Annotated in this window: 10 protein-coding genes; 7 read left to right on the plus strand and 3 right to left on the minus strand. The window is 43.1% G+C overall.

Going from position 1 to position 23018, the window contains the following annotated elements; translation table 11 throughout:
* Nucleotides 1–160 precede the first annotated feature (160 nt).
* The 5 genes from J1C77_RS05180 (at nt 161) to J1C77_RS05200 (ending at nt 17011) form a co-directional block, all read left to right on the plus strand.
* A complete protein-coding gene (locus tag J1C77_RS05180; protein ID WP_002921478.1) occupies nt 161–8836 on the plus strand; it encodes an SIALI-17 repeat-containing surface protein in 8676 nt (2891 codons plus the stop codon).
* Nucleotides 8837–9224: 388 nt separating this feature from the next.
* A complete protein-coding gene (locus J1C77_RS05185; protein WP_002921476.1) occupies nt 9225–11645 on the plus strand; it encodes an SHIRT domain-containing protein in 2421 nt (806 codons plus the stop codon).
* A 204-nt stretch (nt 11646–11849) separates the two neighbouring features.
* On the plus strand, nt 11850–12896 hold the full coding sequence (locus tag J1C77_RS05190) for a M42 family metallopeptidase (protein WP_002921475.1): 1047 nt from the start codon (nt 11850–11852) through the stop codon (nt 12894–12896).
* A 92-nt stretch (nt 12897–12988) separates the two neighbouring features.
* Nucleotides 12989–14104, plus strand: a complete 1116-nt coding sequence (locus J1C77_RS05195; protein ID WP_002921473.1) for a glycosyltransferase — start codon at nt 12989–12991, stop codon at nt 14102–14104.
* Between the two features lie 12 nt (nt 14105–14116).
* A complete protein-coding gene (locus J1C77_RS05200; RefSeq protein ID WP_002921471.1) occupies nt 14117–17011 on the plus strand; it encodes a MucBP domain-containing protein in 2895 nt (964 codons plus the stop codon).
* A gap of 45 nt (nt 17012–17056) precedes the next feature.
* Here the strand turns inward: J1C77_RS05200 and J1C77_RS05205 are convergent, their stop codons facing one another.
* Complete coding sequence (locus J1C77_RS05205) at nt 17057–18523, minus strand: alpha-amylase (protein ID WP_002921469.1); 1467 nt, start codon at nt 18521–18523, stop codon at nt 17057–17059.
* A 196-nt stretch (nt 18524–18719) separates the two neighbouring features.
* On the opposite strand from J1C77_RS05205, the gene J1C77_RS05210 reads away from it, so the two are divergent.
* Together J1C77_RS05210 and J1C77_RS05215 are read left to right on the plus strand one after the other, a co-directional pair.
* Nucleotides 18720–19463 (plus strand): ABC transporter ATP-binding protein, encoded by a 744-nt coding sequence (locus J1C77_RS05210; RefSeq protein ID WP_002915365.1) that lies wholly within the window; start codon nt 18720–18722, stop codon nt 19461–19463.
* Nucleotides 19453–21090: a hypothetical protein gene (locus J1C77_RS05215; RefSeq protein WP_002921467.1), complete on the plus strand. Its 1638-nt coding sequence runs from the start codon at nt 19453–19455 to the stop codon at nt 21088–21090. Before J1C77_RS05210 ends, J1C77_RS05215 begins: the two co-directional genes overlap by 11 nt.
* A gap of 82 nt (nt 21091–21172) precedes the next feature.
* Here the strand turns inward: J1C77_RS05215 and J1C77_RS05220 are convergent, their stop codons facing one another.
* The gene (locus tag J1C77_RS05220) at nt 21173–21946 is read right to left on the minus strand and encodes an XRE family transcriptional regulator (RefSeq protein ID WP_002921465.1); all 774 of its coding nucleotides are present in this window, start codon (nt 21944–21946) and stop codon (nt 21173–21175) included.
* A 103-nt stretch (nt 21947–22049) separates the two neighbouring features.
* Nucleotides 22050–22892: a DegV family protein gene (locus J1C77_RS05225; protein ID WP_002921462.1), complete on the minus strand. Its 843-nt coding sequence runs from the start codon at nt 22890–22892 to the stop codon at nt 22050–22052.
* Nucleotides 22893–23018 lie beyond the last annotated feature (126 nt).

A 23018-nucleotide genomic window follows, 5' to 3' on the forward strand; every position in this document is an offset into this window, starting at 1 on the left:
AGATTTGTTTTTTTAGTTAAAAATGAACACTATTTTCAGGTTGTTCAGAAATCAAAAGATTTCAGCTTTCAAAGATATATTTTTAAGCAAAAGCATTGAATTTTTGTAGGAAATTCTGTAAAATTTTAAGAGATTATTATATGGAGAAAAGGGAATTATTATGGAAAAAAGAATCACTGGCGATACGCTCCAGCGTTATTCTTTTAGAAAGTTATCAGTAGGATTGGTTTCCGCCACTATCGGAAGCTTCTTTTTGAGTACCGCCATAGGGGGAAATATAAGCACTGTTGAGGCTGCAGAAGTCTCAGCCGGCAAAACCGTTCCAGTTCAGTATCACTACGTAGTAGAGTCTGAACTGACTGAAGCTGAGAAGAATGCAGTTGTTAAGGAGCTTCCAAAGTTTGTGGAAGAAAACTCTGATGCTTATTACCTGGTTTACCGTCCAAAGACCCAGGGGCTTTCGGCAAAAAGTTTGCCAAAGACAGGCTACTCAAGTCTGTGGGAAGCAACATTTGCAGCTGCTGGGTTGACCTTAGCAGTCTTAGTAATTGCACGAGGTAGAAATGGTAAGCGATACCTGTCTTCTATCTTACTGGTGACAGGTCTAGGCTCTATTCTCCTAGCTCCTTCTGTATTTGCAGTGACCAATATTGAATTAGCCGCCTACAATCAAAGGCTAAATTTGACAGTAGGAGATAAGCTACCTGAACCTTTAGAGATTGCTGGTTTTGAGTATGTCGGCTATCTAAAAAGCGGTGAACAAGGCAAGGAGAACGCAGCAGGAAGTCATCAGCTTCCTACGGCACAAAAGGACTTGTCAGCTGTCGAAGTCGATCAGCAGGCAGGTAAATCTGCTAGTCTTTCTGGGAATCTGAGTACTGCCAACAAGCCAGCATCTACTGAAACAGAGAAACTAACTGAGCAAGAAAAAGAGATTATTGCTGCCAAAGAGCGCGAATTCGCTCGGCTTTCTCCAGTCACTGAAGTACCAGAACTGGAATTCAAGAGCCAAGAAAGCAGCCAGACCCAAGTCCTGCCTTATCAAACAGAATACCAATATTCAAATAAACTCGCAGAGGGGCAATCTCAGGTCATTCGTGCAGGTGTCGCTGGTACACGTACTGTCGTCACACGCAATTATATTGTAGGTAAAGAGATTGTAAAAAGCGAAGTCGTTTCAGACCAGGTAACTGCAGAGCCAGTTTCGGAAATTGTGTTGGTTGGAACTGCTGCAGTCAAATCTGTACCAAAAGAAGCACCAGTGCAAGAAGTCCCAGAGCTTACCAGCTATGGCACTGCACCAGATACCGCACCCGTAAATGAAGTTCCCGAATTGACGACCTATGGAACGACGCCCGATACAGCGCCAGTGCAAGAAGTTCCAGAGCTAACAACTTATGGTACCTCACCAGATGAAGCACCCGTGCAAGAAGTTCCAGAATTGACGACTTATGGCACAACGCTAGATACAGCACCGGTTCAAGAAGTCCCAGAGCTAACAACTTATGGTACCTCACCAGATGAAGCACCCGTGCAAGAAGTTCCAGAATTGAAGACTTATGGCACCGCACCGGATACTGCACCGGTTCAAGAAGTCCCAGACTTGACAACGTATGGCACTGCACCAGACACCGCTCCAGTACAAGAAGTTCCGGAACTAACCACTTATGGTACCTCACCAGATGAAGCACCCGTGCATCAAGCCCCAGAATTAGAACTGACTGCGACAGATGAAACAAGAAGAGAAAAGATAGATTTTTCCGTCGAAGAACAGTATACTGATGAGATTCCAGAAGGCAGTCGCCAGATTGTCACACCAGGAGTTGAGGGCGAGCGGGCGATTACCACTCGTATCTATACCTCGAATGGCCAAGAGGTTGATCGCCAAGTTTTATCGGATGAAGAAATTCTTGCAGCAGTCACTCAAATTATTAAGGTCGGTACAAGTAAGTCAAGTCTGATTCCGGCTGACGCACCAAAGGTAGAAGAGCTATCAGAATACCCGCTAACTTACACGGACGAAACGCGTGTAGAGAAAATCAACTATACTATTCGTGAAGAAGAGACTGACGAGCTAATTCAAGGCACCCGTCAAATAGTGATTCCAGGAGTTGAGGGCGAGCGAACTATCAAGACCCGTATCTACAGCTCCAACGGTCAAGAAGTTGACCGCCAAGAACTTTCAAATGAGGAAACTCTAGCGCCAGTAACGCAAGTTGTCAAAGTTGGTACAGCTAAGTCTCACATGGTACCGAACGATGCGCCAAAAGCAGACGCTTTGCCAGAGTACCAGTTGACTTATGCCGATGAAACGCGTGTTGAAAAGGTTAACTTCACCATTCGTGAAGAAGAAACGGACGAGCTAGCCCAAGGTACTCGCCAAATTGCGACTCCGGGTGTCCAAGGCGAGCGGACGATTAAGACCCGTGTCTACAGTTCCAACGGTCAAGAAGTTGACCGTCAAGAACTTTCAAATGAGGAAACTCTCGCTCCAGTAATGCAAGTCGTCAAAGTCGGAACAGCTAAGCCGCATATGATACCGAACGATGCACCAAAAGCAGAGGCTTTGCCAGAGTATCCACTGACCTACACGGACGAAACCCGTGTTGAAAAAGTAGCCTTCAATATTTTGGAACAATATACTGATGAGTTGCCACAGGACGCCCGTCAAATTGCAACTCCAGGTGTCCAAGGAGAGCGCACTATTAAGACTCGTGTCTACAGTTCCAATGGTCAAGAAATTGACCGCCAAGAGTTGTCCAATGAGGAAACTCTAGCTCCAGTGACGCAAGTCATCAAAGTTGGTACCGCTAAGCCAAATATGGTACCGAATGATGCACCAAAAGTAGACGCCTTGCCAGAGCATCCACTGACTTATACCGACGAAACTCGTGTTGAGAAAATAGCCTTAAACATCGAGGAACAATACACCGATGAATTGCCACAGGACGCCCGTCAAATCGCAACCCCAGGTGTGCAAGGTGAGCGAACAATCAAGACTCGCATCTACAGCTCCAACGGTCAAGAAATCGATCGTCAAGAGCTGTCTAACGAGGAAACGCTAACTCCGGTAACGCAAATTGTCAAGATCGGCACGGCTAAGCCAACCATGGTACCAAACGATGCACCGAAAGCAGACACTCTTCCAGAGTACCCGTTGACTTATACAGATGAAACCCGCGTAGAGAAAATAACCTTCAATATTGAAGAGCAATATACGGATGAGCTGGTTCGCGATGCCCGTCAAATTGCAACCCCAGGTGTCCAGGGCGAACGGACGATTAAGACCCGTGTCTACAGCTCCAATGGTCAGGAAATCGACCGCCAAGAGCTTTCGAATGAGGAAACTCTGGCTCCAGTAACACAAGTTGTTAAGGTTGGTACAGCTAAGCCAAATATGGTACCGAATGATGCACCAAAAGCAGATGTTTTGCCAGAGTATCCGCTGACTTACACAGACGAAACCCGCGTAGAAAAAATCAACTTCAGCATTCGAGAAGAAGAAACGGACGAATTGGTTCGTGATGCCCGTCAAATTGCCACTCCAGGTGTTGAGGGCGAGCGAACTATCAAGACCCGAGTTTACAGCTCCAACGGCCAAGAAGTTGACCGCCAGGAGTTGTCCAACGAGGAAACTCTAGCTCCAGTAACGCAAGTTGTCAAAGTTGGTACCGCTAAGCCGAATATGGTTCCAAACGAAGCTCCGAAAGTAGACGCCTTGCCAGAGTACCCTCTGACCTACACGGATGAAACGCGAGTTGAGAAGATTAACTTCTCTATTCGTGAAGAAGAAACGGACGAGTTGGTTCGAGATGCCCGTCAAATCGCAACACCGGGTGTTCAGGGCGAGCGGACCATCAAGATCCGCGTCTACAGCTCTAACGGTCAAGAAATTGACCGCCAAGAGCTTTCTAATGAAGAGACTCTAGCTCCAGTGACGCAAGTTGTCAAAGTCGGAACAGCTAAGCCAAACATGTTGCCAAGTGAAGCTCCGAAAGCAGACGTGTTACCAGAGTATCCACTGACTTACACCGACGAAACGCGAGTTGAGAAGATTAACTTCACCATTCGCGAAGAAGAGACAGACGAGCTTGTACGAGATGCCCGTCAAATCGCAACACCGGGAGTTCAAGGCGAGCGGACCATCAAGACTCGTATCTACAGCTCCAACGGTCAGGAAATTGATCGTCAAGAACTGTCCAACGAGGAAACTCTAGCTCCAGTAACGCAAGTTATTAAAGTCGGTACAGCTAAACCGCACATGGTACCGAACGATGCGCCAAAAGTAGAAACTTTAGAAGAATTCGATTTAATTCCACTGTATAATCTATTAGCGGAAGCGGATCAGATTAAAGCTCAGGCACGTTATTTCAACGATAGTCAGAGCCATCAAACTAGCTATGATACTGCTTTGACAGCGGGTCAAGCGCTTCTGAGTCAATCACATGCTAGTCAAGCAGAAGTCAATCAACTGGTGGAACAAATCAATCAAGCCAAGGCACAGTTAAGCGGACTTGAGGTTGTCAAAACCGCTCTTCAAAATGAATACGATTTAAATCCAACTATCAAAGCTGCTCCAAAATATAAAAATGCTGACTCAGATAAGCAGACAGCTTATACTGACGAATTAGCCAAGGCAGAAGGAGTTCTAAACAATCAAACTGCTACGCAAGTGCAGGTCAACCAAGCTTTTGCTAGCCTGACAGCAGCCAAAGAAGCTCTAAATGGACTGCCTAAAGTTAAGCCGACAGTTTCTATTCTAAGTCTGACAGAAAATGCAGATGACAAGTCGGTTACGGTTCAATATAGATTGGAAGACCAGACCCAGTCCTTCCGTTCAGCGACTGCTGAATTGTACCAGGGTGATCAGCTTGTCCGCACTCTTCCGATTACCAATTTCGCAGGAAGTCTGAAGATTGACGACTTAGACTACTACACAGGCTATACCCTGAAAACCAAGCTGACTTATGAACTGGATAATGGCAGCTTCACAGAACTTGAAACGGACAGCCGCAATTTTGAATTGGAATACAAGAAGATTGCCTTCCGAGATATTGATTCGGCCGAGTTTTACAGAAAAGAAAACGACCAGTTTAAGCGCGTCGTGTCCATGAGCTCTATGCCTACGGATCTGTCTACCTACTTTGTCAAAGTCAAATCAAGTGAATCTAAGGAAATGCTCCTGCCGGTTCACAGCATAGCGGAAAGTCATAAGGATGGCAGAGATGTCTATAAGGTGACCGTTTCTCTGCCTGAGCTGGTCCAAGAAGCTGAGATAGGCTATAAGGCTGGTTATGACTTCTATATCAGTAAGGCAGTCCCTAGCCAGCAAAATGTCTACACTAGCTTTGCTGGATTGGTAGACGCTATGAAGCAAAATATGGCTGGCAACTATGTTCTGGGAGCAGATTTGGATGCTAGCGAGGTTACTCTTGCACCTGCGGATTATGTCTATCTCAAAGGGAACTTCACAGGCAGTCTGACTGGTAGTCATAATGGCAAGCAGTACGCGATTTATAATCTGGTCAAGCCGTTATTTGGAAACCTCAAGAGTGGTTCCTCTATTTCTAATCTGGACCTGAAAGAGGTCAATATTGTAGGCACCTATGACTCAGCCGCCCTGGCCCGCAATGCAGAAAATGCTCGAATCACAGATGTTTCAGTCCAAGGTAGAGTAGAAGTAAAAGACAATGCTTCTCAGGTGGCAGGTCTGGTCGTTATTGCTAACAATACTCAAATCACCAATAGTTCCTTTACTGGAACTATCGTGTCAAATGATAAACAGGGCAAAGAATACAATGTCGGGGGTTTGGTTGCCAATCTTAAGGGAGGAAACTCCTTGATTAGCCAAAGCAGGACAGATGTGACCATTCTAGCAGGCGCTAGAGCCAACAACCAACGCTTCGGTGGTTTGGTTGGCCGTTTAGAAAACAATGCCCGCATCAGTCGTTCTTATGTAGCTGGAAAAATCAAAAACTCTACTAAGAACGGTCAGATTGGTGGTGTAGTAGGTTCCAATTACTTCAATGGCTTGATTGATAATGTCATCAGCAATGTCAGCGGTACAAATGTTTACAGTATTTCTGGCGATCAGGGATATGAGAACAACCGCATCACAGAAGCTTATGCCGTTGAAGGAAATAAAACACTGGAAAATGACAAGTTTGTCACTTCAACACTGACTCTGAACGAGGCAGAAGAAAAGCTGACTAACCTAGACATTACGACCACCCTAGAAGACACGAATCTCAACCTTTATTCTGTCAACTATGCTCAGGAAAAGAATGCTCGAGAAGACCGTCTGATAGCTTATGCTAACATGGAAAAACTCCTTCCGTTCTACAATAAGGAGACCATCGTTGCCTATGGAAATAAACTTCCAGATAATCACAAGCTCAATACAGAGTACTTGCTGGATGTTGTTCCGATGAAGGGCGACCAGATTATCACTGATATCAATAGCAACAAGATCGGAATTAACCGCTTGATGCTGCACTTTGAGGATAATACGGTTGACTACCTGGATCTGACCTATAAGGGAGATTTCAAATATAAGGCAATTGCAGAGTACAGTGTAAATGGCTTAGATCTCCTTTATACACCAGAAGCATTCCTATCAGACTATAGCAGGGTTCTCAATCAAGTGCTGCCGGAGTTGAACAAGGTTGTCCTTGACTCACCAACTATGCGAACTATTTTAGGCGTGAATGCTGACACTTCTCTGGATGATCTCTATCTGGATACAGCCTTTGACCAAGTCAAGACTAAGCTGTCAGAAGAGTTACGCAAGGTTCTGGCTATGGACAAGTCCATCAATACTGAAGGTGATGTCGTGGCTGACTATGTAGCTCAGCAAATTAAAGACAATAAAGAAGCCTTCTTACTTGGTCTAACCTATCTCAACCGTTGGTATAATATCAACTATGACAATATCAATGTCAAGGATTTGTCGGCCTATAAGTTTGACTTCTTTGGAAATCATAATGCTTCAACGCTGGATACTATCATTTCACTAGGTCAGTCAGGCTTTAATAATCTTAAAGCTAAGAACAACTATATGGCTTATGATACCTCGCTCTCTGAGGCGACTGGTAAACGAGGGCTCTTTAATTATCTGGAAGGCTATCGTCAGCTCTTCCTGCCGGACAAGTCCAATAATGAATGGCTCAAGACCAATACAAAAGCCTACATCGTTGAGGCTAAGTCGGATATAGCAGAAGCGAGACAGCTTCAGGATGCAGCCGAGGACAAGAGCAAGTATTCTGTCGGCGTTTACGACAAGATTACTGCTGATAACTGGGAACACAAGGGCATGCTCTTGCCACTCTTGACCATGACTGAGAAGGGTGTCTATGCTATCTCAAATATGTCCACCATCTCCATGGGGGCTTATGACCGTTATCGCCTTGATGCCAATGGCAGGGTTCGGACAGATGCAGAGCTAGCTGAATTTGTCGAAGACAGAGTGAGAAAAACAGCTGAATACCAGCGCGATCACTATGACTTCTGGTATAAGATTCTAAGCGATGAAAGCAAGGACAAGCTCTTCCGTTCTGTTCTGGTTTACGATGGATTCTCATTGGTTGACAAGACTGGTCAAAGATATTGGGCTCCAGCTAATGACAAAAAATCACTGGCTATGCAGGAGTTCTTTGGACCAGCTGGCAAGTGGTATCCAAGCAAGGGCTACAATGCCTATGCGACAGGAAGTGTAACCCACTTTGATGCAGCTAAATTGTTAGAAGACTATGGTAACTCTGTCTACACGCATGAGATGACCCATAATTCTGACGGAGGCATTTACTTTGAGGGCAATGGCCGCCGCGAAGGTCTGGGAGCTGAGCTTTATGCTCGCGGTCTCTTGCAGTCCACTCCAAGTGCAGATGAAGCTACCATTACTCTCAATACCCTCTTCAAGGTTGACAAGGACTCTAAGACGCGCCTACACACATATAACTTCAAGGAACGCGTTCAAAATGCAGAAGACCTTCAGCACTATGTCCATGGTATGTTTGACATGATCTACACCCTAGATTACCTAGAAGGTACCTCTATGCTTAAGCAGAGCGATGATGCCAAGCTTCAGTGGTTCAGAAAGATGGAGAATTACTATATTACAGATAAGTATGGTAAGGAAACCCATGCCGGTAACCAGACACGAAGCTTTACTGCTGAGGAAATCAAGCAGCTGAAGACCTTTGACTCCCTGATTGAAAATGATGTTATCACTCGTCGGGAGAATAAGGATAGTGGGAAATATGGCCGAAATGGCTACCTCAGTCTTAGCCTCTTCTCACCAATCTACTCAGCCTTGAGCAATCCAAATGGAGCTCCGGGTGACGTCATGTTCCGCCGCACAGCCTACGAGTTGCTGGCAGCCAAGGGTTACCATGAAGGATTTATCCCTTATGTTTCTGGTAAGTACTCTAAGGAAGCCTTTGATGAAGGTAAGAAAACGTGGGATGGATGGTCCGGAAGAGATGTTGGTCTCGTAACTGACCAGAAAGTCTTGGAAAATGTATTCAAGGGTGAATATGACTCCTGGGTAGCCTTCAAGAAAGCTATGTATAAAGAGCGGATTGATCAGCTGACCAAGCTCAAGCCAATCACCATTGAGTACGAGCTCAGAAACCCAAACAGTACTAAGAAAGTAACCATTCGCTCTTATGCAGAGATGCAGAAGCTGATGGACGAAGCAGTAGCAGAGGATGTACGCAACATTGCCAATGCTACCAGTCGTGTTGATGCTAGCTGGGTCAATCTGCTCAAGAAGAAGATTTACAATGCTTATATTCGTGAGACAGATGACTTTAGACAGTCAATCTTTAATAAGTAAGCGGTAAAATGTTTTTCAGAAATACCTTTAAAAATATCTAGACTGTAAAAAGTCTAGGTATTTTTTCTGCTATTTATTTCTAATATATCAATAATAACCCATCCGAGTTAGATTAAAAAACAATTTGTAACTTTTTTGTAATGAAAGTAGACAAAGAATAGAAAAATGCTAATAAAAATAATAGTTTACAGGGCGTAAATTATAATTTTTATGTTATAATTGATATGTATATGTCATATTTGCTTATCATATACGAGTGCTATCATTTTTAGTTTGGTAATAAATCATGATTTAGAATCGGCTGAAAATGAGGGGGTAGACAGGTGATGGTGTGCCTGCCAGCATTTGTCAAAAATAAAATATAAAAAGAAGGAGGACCGCATTCAAGGTGAAACAAACTTATCATAAAGTGTCTCATGCTCTGATGACTTTGCTGCTTTTGGTATCAACCTTTCTTCCCTTGTTAAGCTCAAGTCCTAGGGTTTCTGCTGCAGAGTTAGGTGAAAGTGATTATCAGCTAACTACAGATGTCACTATTAATACTAATCCTTTAAAGGATACAGGCTACGGTGAAGGTAAATTTTACATTGCTCCGACCTATACATTTGCAGATAGCAAAGTATTAAATAATGGTGATACCATGGTTTATCGTGTTCCATCACAGTTCAAAATTGAGCGAACTTTGGAGGAAAATATAAGCGCACCGGATGGCACTGTTGTTGCCAAGTTGGTGACAGATCCTGTTACCAATACAGCGACCATTACTGTCACAAATGCTGAGTATTTTGCGAAAATGCCAGATACCAAGCGTATTCAATCTTCTTTCACAGTGGTTTGGGCTGATAATATGCCTTATGACCAAGAGCAAGAAGTTAATTTCCCAGGTGCTAGAACCTATAGGCTGAAGCGTATCAAGGTTGATGAAGAACCTCAGGGGTATTCCAAGTGGGGTGTTCAGGATTCTAAGGATCCTAACTACGTCAACTGGCGTATCCGTGTCAATCGTGATGTCCAAAATCTTGGTCAAGTTGTCATTGAGGACACTATTCCAGAAGGCCAAGAGCTAGATGAAGATACAGGTATTAAAGGTTACTACTTTACTGAGTGGGAAGGTGCTTCTGGCACACGTAAATCCTTTAACCCAAGCGATGTCGTTTCAATTACAGACTCCAATCATTTCACAGTTAATGCTGGGGATTTGAGTGGAAGAGGTATTTATGTTATCTATCGGACACGTTTGACAGAGCCAGTTGATAAGGTGACCAAAAAAGCCTTTAACGATGTAACCGTTACGGCTAATGGACAAAAGATGCCAGATTTAGTATCACGTCCATTTGCACCTTTGACAACTCTTGACGGTGTCGGGGAAGGTACCCGTTCGGATGAAGTTATCTTCAAAGTCAAAAAGGAATTGACTGGCCGCAATTTGGCAGATGGTGAATTTACTTTTGATTTGATCAATAAGGATGACAACGACAAAGTTGTTCAAACGGTAACAAACAAAGACGGTGCCGTAACCTTTAAGAAACTTCGTTTCAAAAATGAGGGAACCTTTAACTATGTCATTCGTGAGCGAGCGAGCAATCTGCCGGGTGTGACAAACGATGCCAATTCAGACATCAATGTTACTGTTACTGTAACAGACAACAACGGCGTTAAGACAGCAACTGTTGCCTATGACCGTGATGCTTTCACCAATACATACAAGTTAGAGCCAGCGACTGCAGCAATTAACGCTAAAAAAGTTCTGGATGGTAAAGCACTTGAAGCTGGTAAGTACACTTTCAAGCTGACTGAAGTTGGCGGAAATAACGTGGAACTTCAAGCAACAAATGACGCCAATGGTAATATTAAGTTTTCTGAAATCAACTATGATAAAGAAGGGACTTATACCTATAAGCTGAAAGAAGTAGCTGGAAGTGAAGCTGGAGTGACTTATGACAGTACAGAACATACTGTGACTGTCACAGTGACCGCAAACAATGCTAAATTGGAAGCTGCTGTTACAGACAACAATCCAACATTCACCAACAGTTATAAAGACTATGGTGTCAGCTATGAGTTTCTCAGCTCTAATCCAGCCTATCCAAACCTGCCAAAAGAAGTAACTGATTTGCTTCCAGCAGATACTAATCGCTACACTAGTGGTACTAATGTAGACGCTAAGCAGCCTGCTAAAACAAGTGTTACAATTACTGAAGGCACATGGACTTTCGAAGGCTATGCAGAAACGAATGCACAGACTGTTGCGGATAAGGACCTTAAATTTACCGGTAAATGGAATTTCACTCCTGCACCGAAATACAAGGTGACTTATGAATTTGTAAGCGAAGATCCGAATCGCGCCTTACCTGCAGAGGTAACAGAATTGCTGCCGACCGATGCCAATGAATACACAGATGGTACTGCAGTTCAAGCGGTTCAGCCAGCTAAGGATTCTATTGAAGTAACTGGAGGTACTTGGAAATTCCTTAAATATGACGCGGATAGTAAAACTATTGCAGGCTCAGATGTCAAATTTACAGGCACATGGACATTTGAAGCTAGACGTCCACAAGGACCAACACCACCACCATCTTCTTCAGATTCGACACCACCACCGTCATCATCTGGTGATAAACCAGGCGGTTCGAAAAATGGAACCCCAGGTAATTCGACAGATAAAGATGGAAAAGATGTTCGTGGATCAGCAACTGGCAAAAAAGTTTTGCCGAAAACTGGCAGTGAAACATCTATCTTTGCGATAGCAGCAGGATTTGCACTGATTCTTTTATCAGCTCTTGTCTATCGTTTCAAAAAAGCTAATTAATATTAGCCAGACAAATCATCTCAGCTAGCTGAGATGATTTTTTCTTGTCTTTGTGCCTTTTTAGCTTTTCTATGAAGAAGTGTAGAAGTACAGCGATAGTAATTGAGGAGTTTTTATTGCATTTAATCCTTAAAAGCCTGCTGAAAATCTATTTGCTCAGGCTTTCTTTGTGCTATAATAAAGAAAAACGATGAGGAGACATTCATGAATCAAACTATTCAATATTTACAGGAATTAACGGCTATCCCTTCCCCAACAGGCTTTACGACTGAGGTGGCAGACTATTTGGTACGCACGCTGGAAGGATTGGGCTATGAGCCTGTTCGGACCAATAAAGGCGGCGTTCATGTTGTAGTTAAGGGTGAAAATGATGCCCAGCATCGGGTTGTGACTGCCCATGTGGATACACTGGGGGCTATTGTTCGGGCTATTAAGTCTGACGGTCGTCTCAAGCTGGATCGGATTGGCGGTTTCCCTTGGAACATGATTGAAGGAGAAAACTGTCTAGTCCATGTGGCCAGCAGTGGCAAGACTATCAGCGGGACTATCTTAGTTCACCAGACTTCCTGCCATGTCTATAAGGATGCTGGGACGGTTGAGCGAACTCAGGACAATATGGAAGTCCGTTTGGATGAAAAGGTGACGAGTGAGAAAGAAACGCGGGATTTAGGGATCGAAGTCGGGGATTTTATTTCCTTTGATCCTCGTACCACAATTACCGAGTCAGGTTTTATCAAGTCTCGCTTTCTGGATGACAAGGTCAGCGCAGCTATTTTCCTCAATCTTTTGCGCGTTTATAAAGAGGAAAATATTCAGCTACCAGTGACGACTCATTTTGCTTTCAGTGTCTTTGAAGAGGTTGGTCATGGGGCTAATTCCAGCCTGCCGGAGCAAGCGGTAGAGTATCTGGCTGTTGATATGGGCGCTATGGGTGACGACCAGCAGACAGATGAATACACGGTTTCAATCTGTGTCAAGGATGCATCAGGACCTTATCACTATGGCTTCCGCCAGCATTTGGTAAATTTGGTTAAGGAGCAGGACATTCCTTATAAACTGGACATCTATCCATTTTACGGATCAGATGCCTCTGCTGCTATGAGCGCAGGAGCAGAAGTCAAGCATGCTCTGCTAGGTGCCGGCATCGAATCCAGCCACTCTTATGAACGTACCCATATTGATTCAGTTGTCGCGACAGAGCGCATGGTGGATGCTTATCTAAGGAGTGGCTTGGTTGAACAAAAAGGGTAATTTTGTCTAAAATCATTGCTCAAATTATTGGTATAATTCTTAAAAATATGTTATGTTCGTATATAGAATTACTTTAGGTTAAAAGGGAGAAAATGAAAGTAGTTTGTGTGGATTCTTGTATCCGTTCTAGGGCGTTTGGGATTGACATTGCCCTCCGCAATCGATTTGAACTTTTTGAAGAAATGAAAGTTCCTTATGAATTGTGGGTTTCTGAAGCGGATACAGATATATATGCTAATGCCTCTTCTAGGCAGATTGTGTTGGACAGTTATGAAGCCTTGGGAATTGATAGGAGTAAAGTCCGTTTTCTGGGCTTAGAATTAGCTGGTAGGAGCCTGCAGGAGTTTGCTGAGGAGGAGCTTGAACCAGAAGACTGGCTGATGATGGAACGTCTGGATATCCCAGAAAATATTCTCTTGAGACGTGGACAAGATTTTCATGTAGCGCGCGTCCTTCATCAGGATCATATGATTGCCCTCGGACAAGAGTTAAATAAAAAGGTGATGGGCTGGCTGGATCAGGATGTGTTAGACTCTTTGATTTTGGTTGGGGAAGGCCAAGAGGCTTATCTGCCTCAAAAGATGAGGGATCAGGCCCTCTTTATTCCAACAACCTACGCAGATCAAGTGGTCCAGTATCCAAGAAAGAGAGTCTTTGATCCAAAGGAAATTCGCTTGGTGACTGTCAGTCGTTTGTCTGAGGAGAAAAATGTTCTGTTATTGCTGAAAATCATGGCTTTGCTGAAATTTAAAGGGTATGAGCAATTTAGATTAGATATCTATGGAGATGGTCCAGACATGTCCATGCTAAAAGATGTAGTCCAGCTCAATGATTTGGAAGGCATGGTTTGTTTTAAGGGCTATCAGTCTCAAATACCTTATCAAGCTTATGATGCCTATATTAGCACTTCCGTATCGGAAGCCTTTGCGACATCGCTCTATGAGGCTCTGGTCAATGGCTTGCCTCTGATAGGTCTGGATGTGCGTTATGCCAATCGAGCTTATATTAAGCATGGAAAGAATGGCTGGCTGATACCGCAAAATGATGCTAATCAATATATTGCCTATCTGGAGCAATTTAGCCAATTTGGAGAAAAAGAATGGAGGGGATTTTCGGCAAGATCCAAAGAACTTGCCTATCGTTATAACAAAGAATTACTAGTCAATCTATGGGAAAAAGTTTTTAAAATTTCAAAAATAGGAGATTAAAAGGAGAATAATATGAAAAAGAATTTAGGGAAAAAAGTAGAACTGGGAATGAAATTAGTCCCAATTCCTCTGTCTTTACTGCTTGCTGGGACAATGGCAGTGACTGTGCAGGCTGAGGAGGTAAGTAGTGAAACAGAGGGGAATCAAGTCCAAAATAACCAAGCGACTCCTCCTGTCAATCAAGAACTGCCAAATGATGGGACAATCAAAAATACACCAGCAGAGGAAGCTTCCGGTCTGACCATCTCAGAAGAAGGAGAGAAGGGCGCAGCCCAAGTCACGCCTGAAATCAAACAATTAGCTCAAGAGTTTTATGACTATCATACTAAGGAAAATAGCTCTGAAATAACTAAGGCTGCAACCTTAACTTCCGTTATGCCTGAGATGCAGTCAAAGGAGCAAATAGAAGAAGAAGCTAAAAAGTATGATCGTGCTTATGCTATTCGCAAGATGGATGGTGTCTTTAAATACATTGATTTAAAACAAGTAGAAAATTTAAATCTAGTTAGAGATGAGGATTTTAGGGATGTAGGTTCTCGAGTGGCAACACTTATCCAAAATGATACGGCCCTCTTCTTTTTGAATAAGTGGGAGGCTATATTTAATCCAAATCCAACACCTGAAGAAGTAGCGAAGATACCAAAAGCTATTATTCCGCGCTCAGAATTGGATTTGACAGTTGATGAATCTATTCCAAAAAGAGTGTTTTTGAGAAACGCGTATCATCCACGAAACTGGCGTGGAGACTGGGATGGTTGGAAAACCTATGAAGAGGCTTTTTCTAGAAAATATCTGCCTTCGTCAGATCGTAGAATATTATCTATGAAAGAGATAAGACAGATATATTCTAAAAATCCTGATATGGTCCGAGTTGAAGCGTATCCTATTGAAAGGGAATTCTCTGAAAAAGGACCTATAAATCCGTACTTTCAGAGAATTGTGATTAATCAAAAGGAGCTCGAATTTTTTTCCACGCGTTTCCATAATAGGGATATAAAGAATGGAGTGTTTGATACACGAGATACGGATTCCTTAGGGTTTGGTTATAGAGATCCTATTGAATCATGGAGACAACAAAATTATCGTTTCAATGAGTCTCAAATTGGTAGAATTTTTAAACTACAAAAAGGGATGGGATTAGAAAAATATAACGACCTAGTGTATATCGACTGGCTGGGGAATAATCCGACAGTAACGGAGCCTTGGTTTGGTGAAAACAATATTAAAACCTTCCACTACAAACTGTATCTGATGAAACCTGGTGATAAGACTCGCTACTATATCGATCGGGACTATACGATTCAAATTGAGGGTGTACATGGGTTAATTGAGACGCCTGATGGTGGACTTAAAATTGTTGAATCAACTCTTTACAAGGGAGGGAAGACAACACTTGGCTTAAAAATTGACCAAAAGTTCATAGATACAGCTTTTAGATCTGTCAAAGCTGATGGCTTCGTCTTTAAAGTTTCGGATGTTAAGAAGGTTTATGCGAGTGATACGGAACCGGGCAAGGTTCTTGTCCGGTATCAAGACGAGCATGGCAATGCTATTGCCAACCCTATTACTGATGAACAACCGGGTATGACCAGATACACAGTCAGCCCTAAACCTCTTATTTCCTATAATAACAAGCTCTATACTTATAAATCTCGGCTAGCATACTATGATGATGAATCGGGAGAGTATGAAGCGGGAAGAACCAAAGAAATCGTCTATAAGTATGAACTCAGCCAGTTCCAGCTTCCAAATGATGCACCAAGCGAAGACAAGCCCATCTTGGAAATGACTCGTTTTGTAGATGAATCAGGTCAAGAGTTATCAGACCCAGAGCGAGGTTTAGTAGCTTCTAAGAGTATCGCTGGCTATGACTATCAGTCCAGCAGTGACGAGGACAGTATTCGCACGCATGTCTATCGCGCAAGTGTGCATGAAGTACCGTCAGACTCTCCAAGTGAAGACAAGCCAGTCATGGAAATGACCCGCTTTGTCGATGAATCAGGTCAAGAATTATCATCTCCTGAGCAAGGTTTGGTGGCATCTAAGAGTATTGCTGGCTATGATTTCCAGTCTAGTACTGAGGAGGATGGCATTCGTACTCATGTCTATCGTGCCAGCGTGCATGAAGTACCGTCAGAAGCTCCACGAGAAGAGAAACCAGTTTTAGAAATGACCCGCTTTGTCGATGAATCAGGTCAAGAATTATCAGACCCAGAGCAAGGTTTGGTGGCGTCTAAGAGTATCGTTGGCTATGACTTCCAGTCCAGCACCGACGAAGATGGTGTTCGCACTCATGTCTATCGCGCCAGCGTGCATGAAGTACCGTCAGATGCTCCAAGCGAAGAGCGTCCAGTCATGGAAATGACTCGTTTTGTCGATGAATCAGGTCAAGAACTATCAGATCCAGAACGTGGTTTGGTGGTGTCTAAGACTATCGCAGGTTATGACTTCCAATCCAGCAGTGATGAGGACGGCATTCGCACCCATGTCTATCGTGCTAGTGTCCATGAAGTACCGAAAGATGCTCCGGTTGAGGACAAGCCATCTATCGAAATCACTCGCTTTGTAGATGTAGAAGGAAGACCTTTAGCAGCAGCGGAATTTGGTTTGCTTGATGCTAAGACTATTGAGGAGTATGGATTCGTTTCTGTATCAGATGCTAATGGCGTTCGCACTTATGTTTACAAGCCAAAAACGCACACTCAAACACCTTTGGGAACAGAAACTTCTGCTCAGAAGAGTCCTGCAAGGGTTGAAAACTCTGAGACTAGTCCGGTTCTATCTCGAGTGTCGAAACACACATTACCAAATACAGGAAGTACAAATTCATCATTCTTGGGAGCAGCAGTCATTAGCCTTTTGGCTTCCTTTGGCTTACTACATTTCAAGAAAGAACGAAAAAAATAAGACCAATTTGGTCTTATTTTTCTTTTTCCATATGTTTTCTGTGACTTATCTGACACTCCAGACACTGACTGACTTTTCCTCCACTGGAAATTCTCCCCAGCCTTCTTCGTCAATCGTCACGATTTGAGAGCTGTTGCCTAGATAGTCACTGAATTCTCTGCCAGCCCATTCTGGACCGACAAGCATGGATTTGCTTGTTGCTTGGTCATTACTGATAAGGACAGCGATTGGCTGACCATCGTCCATACCTTGGCGAGTCCAGCCAATACAGTTGGCATCGTCAAAGTAGTCGGTCTGCTCACCATAGGCAAGATTGAGGCGGATGTCTAGGAGTTTATCCAGTAGCTCTTGAAAGCAATCTTGGGCAAATTCTCCGCTAATGCCATAGTAGTCTCCATAAAAGACGCAAGGCAATCCAGCTTCTCTTAGAAGTATAAGAGCATAGGCCGCCGGCTTGAACCATTCTTCGACGGTAGACTCCAAAGCCTGACCTCTCTGAGTATCGTGATTATCTACAAAGGTCACAGCTGATTCGGGGTGATTTTTTGCAAGTGTCTGGTCAAAAATAGTTCGCAGGTCATAGTTTGCTCCAGATTTGCTGGCATCAAATAAATTATGATGAAGTTTAACATCGACTAGGTCAAAGCGGTAGTCAATACTTTCTAGATAATCGTTATTAGCTGTCTCGTCACTATTCCAAAATTCCCCAAAGACATAGAAATCGTCACCGTATTTTTCAGTAATATCACGAATGAAATTCTTCATAAAGAAGGAATCAATGTGCTTAACAGCATCCAAGCGAAAGCCATGAACTCCAGTGCTTTCAATAAACCAATGAGCCCAGTCGTAGAGGTTTTGGATGACTTCGGGATGCTTGAAATCAATATCCGCATACATCAGGTAGTCGTAGTTACCATTCTCATTGTCCACTAGCTCATCATCTGCCCAACCTTTATTGTCCCCTTGGATGAGAAAAATGCCTGACTTGTTGTTTTTGGCATCATAGTCGGTGCCAGTGAAGTGGTACCAGTGCCATTCAAAGTCATTGTAGGCTTTTTTGCGACCTGGGAAAGCAAAATGCATCCATGCTTCTATTTCAAATGGTTCTGAGATTTCTACATTTCGGTCACTTGGATCAACTTCAACGACAGTAAAACGCTCTTTGTAGTCAGCTGCGGCCTTGTGATTGAGAACCACATCTGCAATAGCTTCGATACCGTTTTGGCTAAGCGCTTCAATTGCTCGGAGGTATTCTTCCTTCAATCCATACTTGGTGCGTACAGTCCCTTTTTGGTCGAACTCTCCCAAATCAAAGAGGTCATAAATACCATAGCCGACGTCATTAGAGCCCGTTCCCTTGAAAGCTGGCGGCATCCAGACCTTGCGAATTCCTTTCGTTGCCAAGTTAGGTGCGTCTTCTGCCAAGCGATTCCAATGCTGACCGTCATCTGGCAGATACCATTCAAAATACTGCATTAAGGTTTGGTTTTCCATATAAATTTTCCTCTTCATTCTCACTGATTGGCTTTATTGTACCAAAAGAAGCAGAAAGACGCAATCGCTTGCGTTTTTTCACTCTCATAGATATTTAACTCTTTTATAATTTGAAAAATATTTTTAAAATTGAAAATGAAACATTTTTAGTTGAGACAAAAAGCCGCAAAAAGAGTATACTAATCTGTATAGAAATCGGTAAAGGAGCTTTCTTATGATTGAATTTAAAGATGTCACTAAAGTTTATGAAGGAACGGTAGCTCTCAATCAGCTGAATCTGACCTTGCAGAGCGGAGAAATCGTCGGTCTGATTGGTCACAATGGTGCCGGAAAATCTACTACCATTAAGTCATTGGTCAGCGTCATCAATCCTAGTAGTGGACAGATTTTTGTAGATGGGAAAGAATTATCCGCTAATCGTTTGGAAATCAAGAAAAAAATCGGCTATGTAGCTGACTCACCAGATCTATTTTTACGCCTAACTGCCAATGAGTTCTGGGAGCTGGTAGCGACTTCTTACGATATGACAAATGCAGAAGTCGAAGAACGACTGGGCAATCTGCTCCATATTTTCGACTTTGGCTCTCATCGGTATGAGGTTATTGATTCATTCTCTCACGGTATGAGACAAAAAGTCTTCGTCATAGCGGCGCTTTTGTCTGACCCGGATATTTGGGTGCTGGATGAGCCGCTGACTGGTCTTGATCCGCAGGCGGCTTTTGACCTCAAGCAGATGATGCGGGAGCATGCAGATAAAGGAAATACAGTTCTCTTTTCAACCCATGTCTTGGAAGTTGCAGAGCAGCTCTGTGATAAGGTGGCCATTCTCAAAAAAGGGAAATTGATTTTCTACGGAACGATTGAAGAACTAAAAGGCCAACATCCAGAACAGTCTCTTGAAACCATTTATCTTGGTCTGGCAGGCCGTAGAGAAGAGGTGAGTCCTGATGCGCATTAAAGCTATAAAAAAACTCGTTGATATCAACATCCTCTACGCCATTCAGCCGTCTCAGCTGCAGCAGTACCGCAAGATGCAAGCTAAGAATCCTGAGCGCAAGGTAAATGTATCGCTGAAGGCTATCCGTATGTATCTGATCTTAGGACTGGTCTATCTCTTTCTTTTCGGTTTGATGGGCTCCCTGAACCAACTGGTTGGCAATCCTGGTCTCTTTGCCAATTTGGTTTCTGCTTTTGCTCTCTTTTCTATGTCTCAGGGCTTTCTGGTTTTTTACAATGTCTTTTACGAAAGCAAGGACTTGCAGTCTTATCGTCCCTACGCTTTTAGCGAAGCAGAAATCATCGTCGGCAAAAGCATTTCAGTTATTCTGACCTTGCTGATTGCCATTCTGCCTATGTTCAGTTATTTCTTGGTTTTGGCTTTTCAAGGTGGTAATCCTTTCTTGGGGCTGCCCTTGGCTCTGCTTGCTATTCTGATTTTAAGTTCAGTTATCACCTTTCTGATTTTGATTGCCGTCCACTTTATTACCAAGACAGCATTTTTCAGAAAGTACAAGACCATCCTGTCCAATGTCATTCTGGTTCTTGTTTCCGTCGGATCCTTTTTCCTCTATTTTATGATTAATCAAATGAACAGCAGAAGCGTCATAAATCGTACAGAGGTCAAAGCTTTCTTCCCGCCAGTTCAAGCTTTTTATGATTTTATCCTTCATCCTTTTCATACAGCTTCCTTGCTGAGCTTTTTGGGATGGGTGGCAGTTGCGGCTCTTCTATTTTTCATCGTAAAGACCAAGGTGATTCCAGAATTTTATGAGGCAGCTCTCATGACGGGCTCTTCAGTAGGAAAGCGGGAGCGCTTGCATGACATCAATATTACGGAAGCAAAAAATCTCAAAAAGTTTGTCTGGCGCTACAATATCAGGCTCTTGAGCGAGGGTTCTGTCATTATGCAGGCCATCTTTATGTCGGCCTTTCTCCCTTACATTGTCATTTTCAGTATGGGAATGGGGATGATACAAGGCGGCCTGTCTTTGACTTCTTATCTGGGACCACGTTTCCTCTTGCCAATGATGGCCCTGGCTGTTTTGATTGCAACACTAAACTCAGGCGGTAGCAACCTTACGGCTATTGGGATTTCTCTGGAAAGGGAAAATTTTGATTATCTCAAGGTTCTCCCCTTTGATTTGAAGCAATATATTCATCTGAAGTTTTGGCAACTCTTTGCCGTCCAGTCTATCCTGCCTCTGACCTTGCTTTTGATAACCAGCCTTGTTTCTGGTATGCATCCAGTGACTTTCTTGGGCATGGTTATTGTTTGGGCCTTAATCAGCCTAATGTGGAGTTCTTGGGGTTACTATCGAGACTACAAGCATCTCGTGACTAATTGGTCCAATGTCACAGAATTGATGAGCCGAGATAACAATATGGTGAAAACTCTCCTAGCTATCGCCCTGATTTTAGGAATGTTGATTATCATTACTCTTCTCTTCTTTATATCCAATGTTCTTGCGCCTCTGGTAATTTATACGATAGTAGCTATAGTTCTAGTAGGATTAGCTGTGTTGTCTTATATAGTCCACAAACACTACATGAAGAAGCTGAATGAAGAGTTAGCAGTATTTTATTAAACGAGCATCAGGAAGTCGAAAGACTTTCTGATTTTTTGACTGATAATCATAAAAATAACAGCTCTGTACATTTGCAGAGCTGTTATTTGTTTTTCTTTATTTTTTCTACATCCAGTGGCATGAAAGTCGCCATGACCCGACCGATAAGTTTAGGTTCTTCCTCATGCGGGATAAACTTATCACTGTATTTTTTATTAAGGGAAATTAGACGGATACCGGATGGATCGTTGAAGACCCTTTTTATAATGGTTTGACCGTCATAGTCGATAGCATAGATAGCGCCGGCAAGCTCGAAATGAGTCTGCTCGATTAGCGCTACGGAATCTCTTGGATATTTGGGCTCTAACGAGTCAGTTCGTACCCAAAGGGCAATATCGTAGTCAATTTCTCTGTCCAGCCAGACTAAATCAGCTTGTTCAGGCTTATGCTGAGAGAGATAGTAATTCTCATAGACCAAGTAGGGGAAGTAGTCATCCTTTAAGCTGGCTTGTGTTTCTTGCTCAGTCAGGCTAGCTTCCAGTAGCTTTAATCCTTGCTCCTGTCTGTTTTGGTCAAGTTGCTGATAAATACGATTTAAATCGGGAAATTGTTGAGGGATATCTGCAATTAGTCGGTAACGAGGGTCGATTTCTTTGACCTCTACCTCAAAAAAACTTGCAATCTTTTCTAGATTGGCTGCGATAGGCAGAGATGTCCCTTTGATATAGCCAGTCAGTGTACTAGCGGGAATGCCTGTTTCACGAGATAGCTCAACTTGTTTTTTACCTGTTTCCTTGAGAAGTTCTTTGAGTTTTTTAGAAATGAGAAGACTTGCTTCCTTATCTTGGGGGCTTGCGGCGCCTCTTCCTCTGGCCATAATATCAACTCCTTTACTTGGTTTTATTATAGCGAATTAAATCGAAAAAGTAAAGGATTAGGTCAATTATTTGAGCCTAGTCCTTTACTTTTTTAATGCCGTATTAAATTTCGTAGCCCATTAAGATTCCGCCTTCCTCAGCATAGAAGCTGCAGAGGCCTGAAGTCGGTACCGTTTCGATTTGAGCTTGAGGATACTTTTCTTGTACCAGTTGGCTAATTTGCTGGCAGAATTTTTCGTTATTGCGGTGAGCGATAATGAGTCGGCCACCCTTGTAACCGGCTTTGAGTAGCTCTTCGATTGCAGAAGCAAGGGCTTTTTTCGGACCGCGTGCCTTTTGCAGAAGCTCTAGAGTACCAGTCTGGCTAGCTTCACCGACCATACGTATATTAAGCAAGCCGACAACGGTTCCCAGAAGTTTACTCAGTCTACCGTTTTTGACCAAGTTATCTACTTTTGCTAGAACGAAGAGAAGTTTTGTTTTCTCCTGATAGCGATTAATGACTTCAACAACTTCATCAAAGCTGAGATCTTGCTGGATGAGTTCATTGAGTTTTGTCACAAGTAAGTCCACCTCGCCGCCAGCAGAAAGACTATCAATGACATGAATTTGGGCATCAGGATGTTCTTCCAAAAAGATTTTCTTAGCAACATGTGCACTATTATTGCTGCCAGATAGAGTTCCAGTGATAGTCACCACAAAGATTTTGTCAGCCCCCTCAAAGCTTTTGAGATAGTCATCTGGACTAGGGCAGGCAGACTTTGAAGCAGCAGAAGAAGCATACATCTTCTCCATCATCAGGTCAATATCAAGCTGCTTATCATCTACAAAAATCTCATTTTCCACTTGAATGGTCAAGGGAACACTTTCAAACTGGGTGTCTTTAGCCAAGTTTGCCATTTCACGAAAGTCACAGCCAGAGTCAGCTATAATTTTCCAAGTCATATTTTTCTCCTTTTTTGTCAAGTATGTACAATAAAAAAATTGACAAAAAACCTGTCTTTTTTTAAAATTATAACATGAAGAATGCTTACTAAAAAGCGGAAACTGTCAGCTGATACAAGAGGGAAG

This window comes from Streptococcus sanguinis, from assembly GCF_050223295.1.
In the GTDB taxonomy this organism is placed as follows: domain Bacteria; phylum Bacillota; class Bacilli; order Lactobacillales; family Streptococcaceae; genus Streptococcus; species Streptococcus sanguinis_X.

Excerpts from the sequence above, each read along its gene's own strand:
- J1C77_RS05180 (WP_002921478.1), top strand. The coding sequence starts at position 161 with ATGGAAAAAAGAATCACTGGCGATACGCTCCAGCGTTATTCTTTTAGA.
- J1C77_RS05190 (WP_002921475.1), top strand. The coding sequence starts at position 11,850 with ATGAATCAAACTATTCAATATTTACAGGAATTAACGGCTATCCCTTCC.
- J1C77_RS05195 (WP_002921473.1), top strand. The coding sequence starts at position 12,989 with ATGAAAGTAGTTTGTGTGGATTCTTGTATCCGTTCTAGGGCGTTTGGG.
- J1C77_RS05200 (WP_002921471.1), top strand. The coding sequence starts at position 14,117 with ATGAAAAAGAATTTAGGGAAAAAAGTAGAACTGGGAATGAAATTAGTC.
- J1C77_RS05205 (WP_002921469.1), bottom strand. The coding sequence starts at position 18,523 with ATGAAGAGGAAAATTTATATGGAAAACCAAACCTTAATGCAGTATTTT.
- J1C77_RS05210 (WP_002915365.1), top strand. The coding sequence starts at position 18,720 with ATGATTGAATTTAAAGATGTCACTAAAGTTTATGAAGGAACGGTAGCT.
- J1C77_RS05215 (WP_002921467.1), top strand. The coding sequence starts at position 19,453 with ATGCGCATTAAAGCTATAAAAAAACTCGTTGATATCAACATCCTCTAC.
- J1C77_RS05220 (WP_002921465.1), bottom strand. The coding sequence starts at position 21,946 with ATGGCCAGAGGAAGAGGCGCCGCAAGCCCCCAAGATAAGGAAGCAAGT.
- J1C77_RS05225 (WP_002921462.1), bottom strand. The coding sequence starts at position 22,892 with ATGACTTGGAAAATTATAGCTGACTCTGGCTGTGACTTTCGTGAAATG.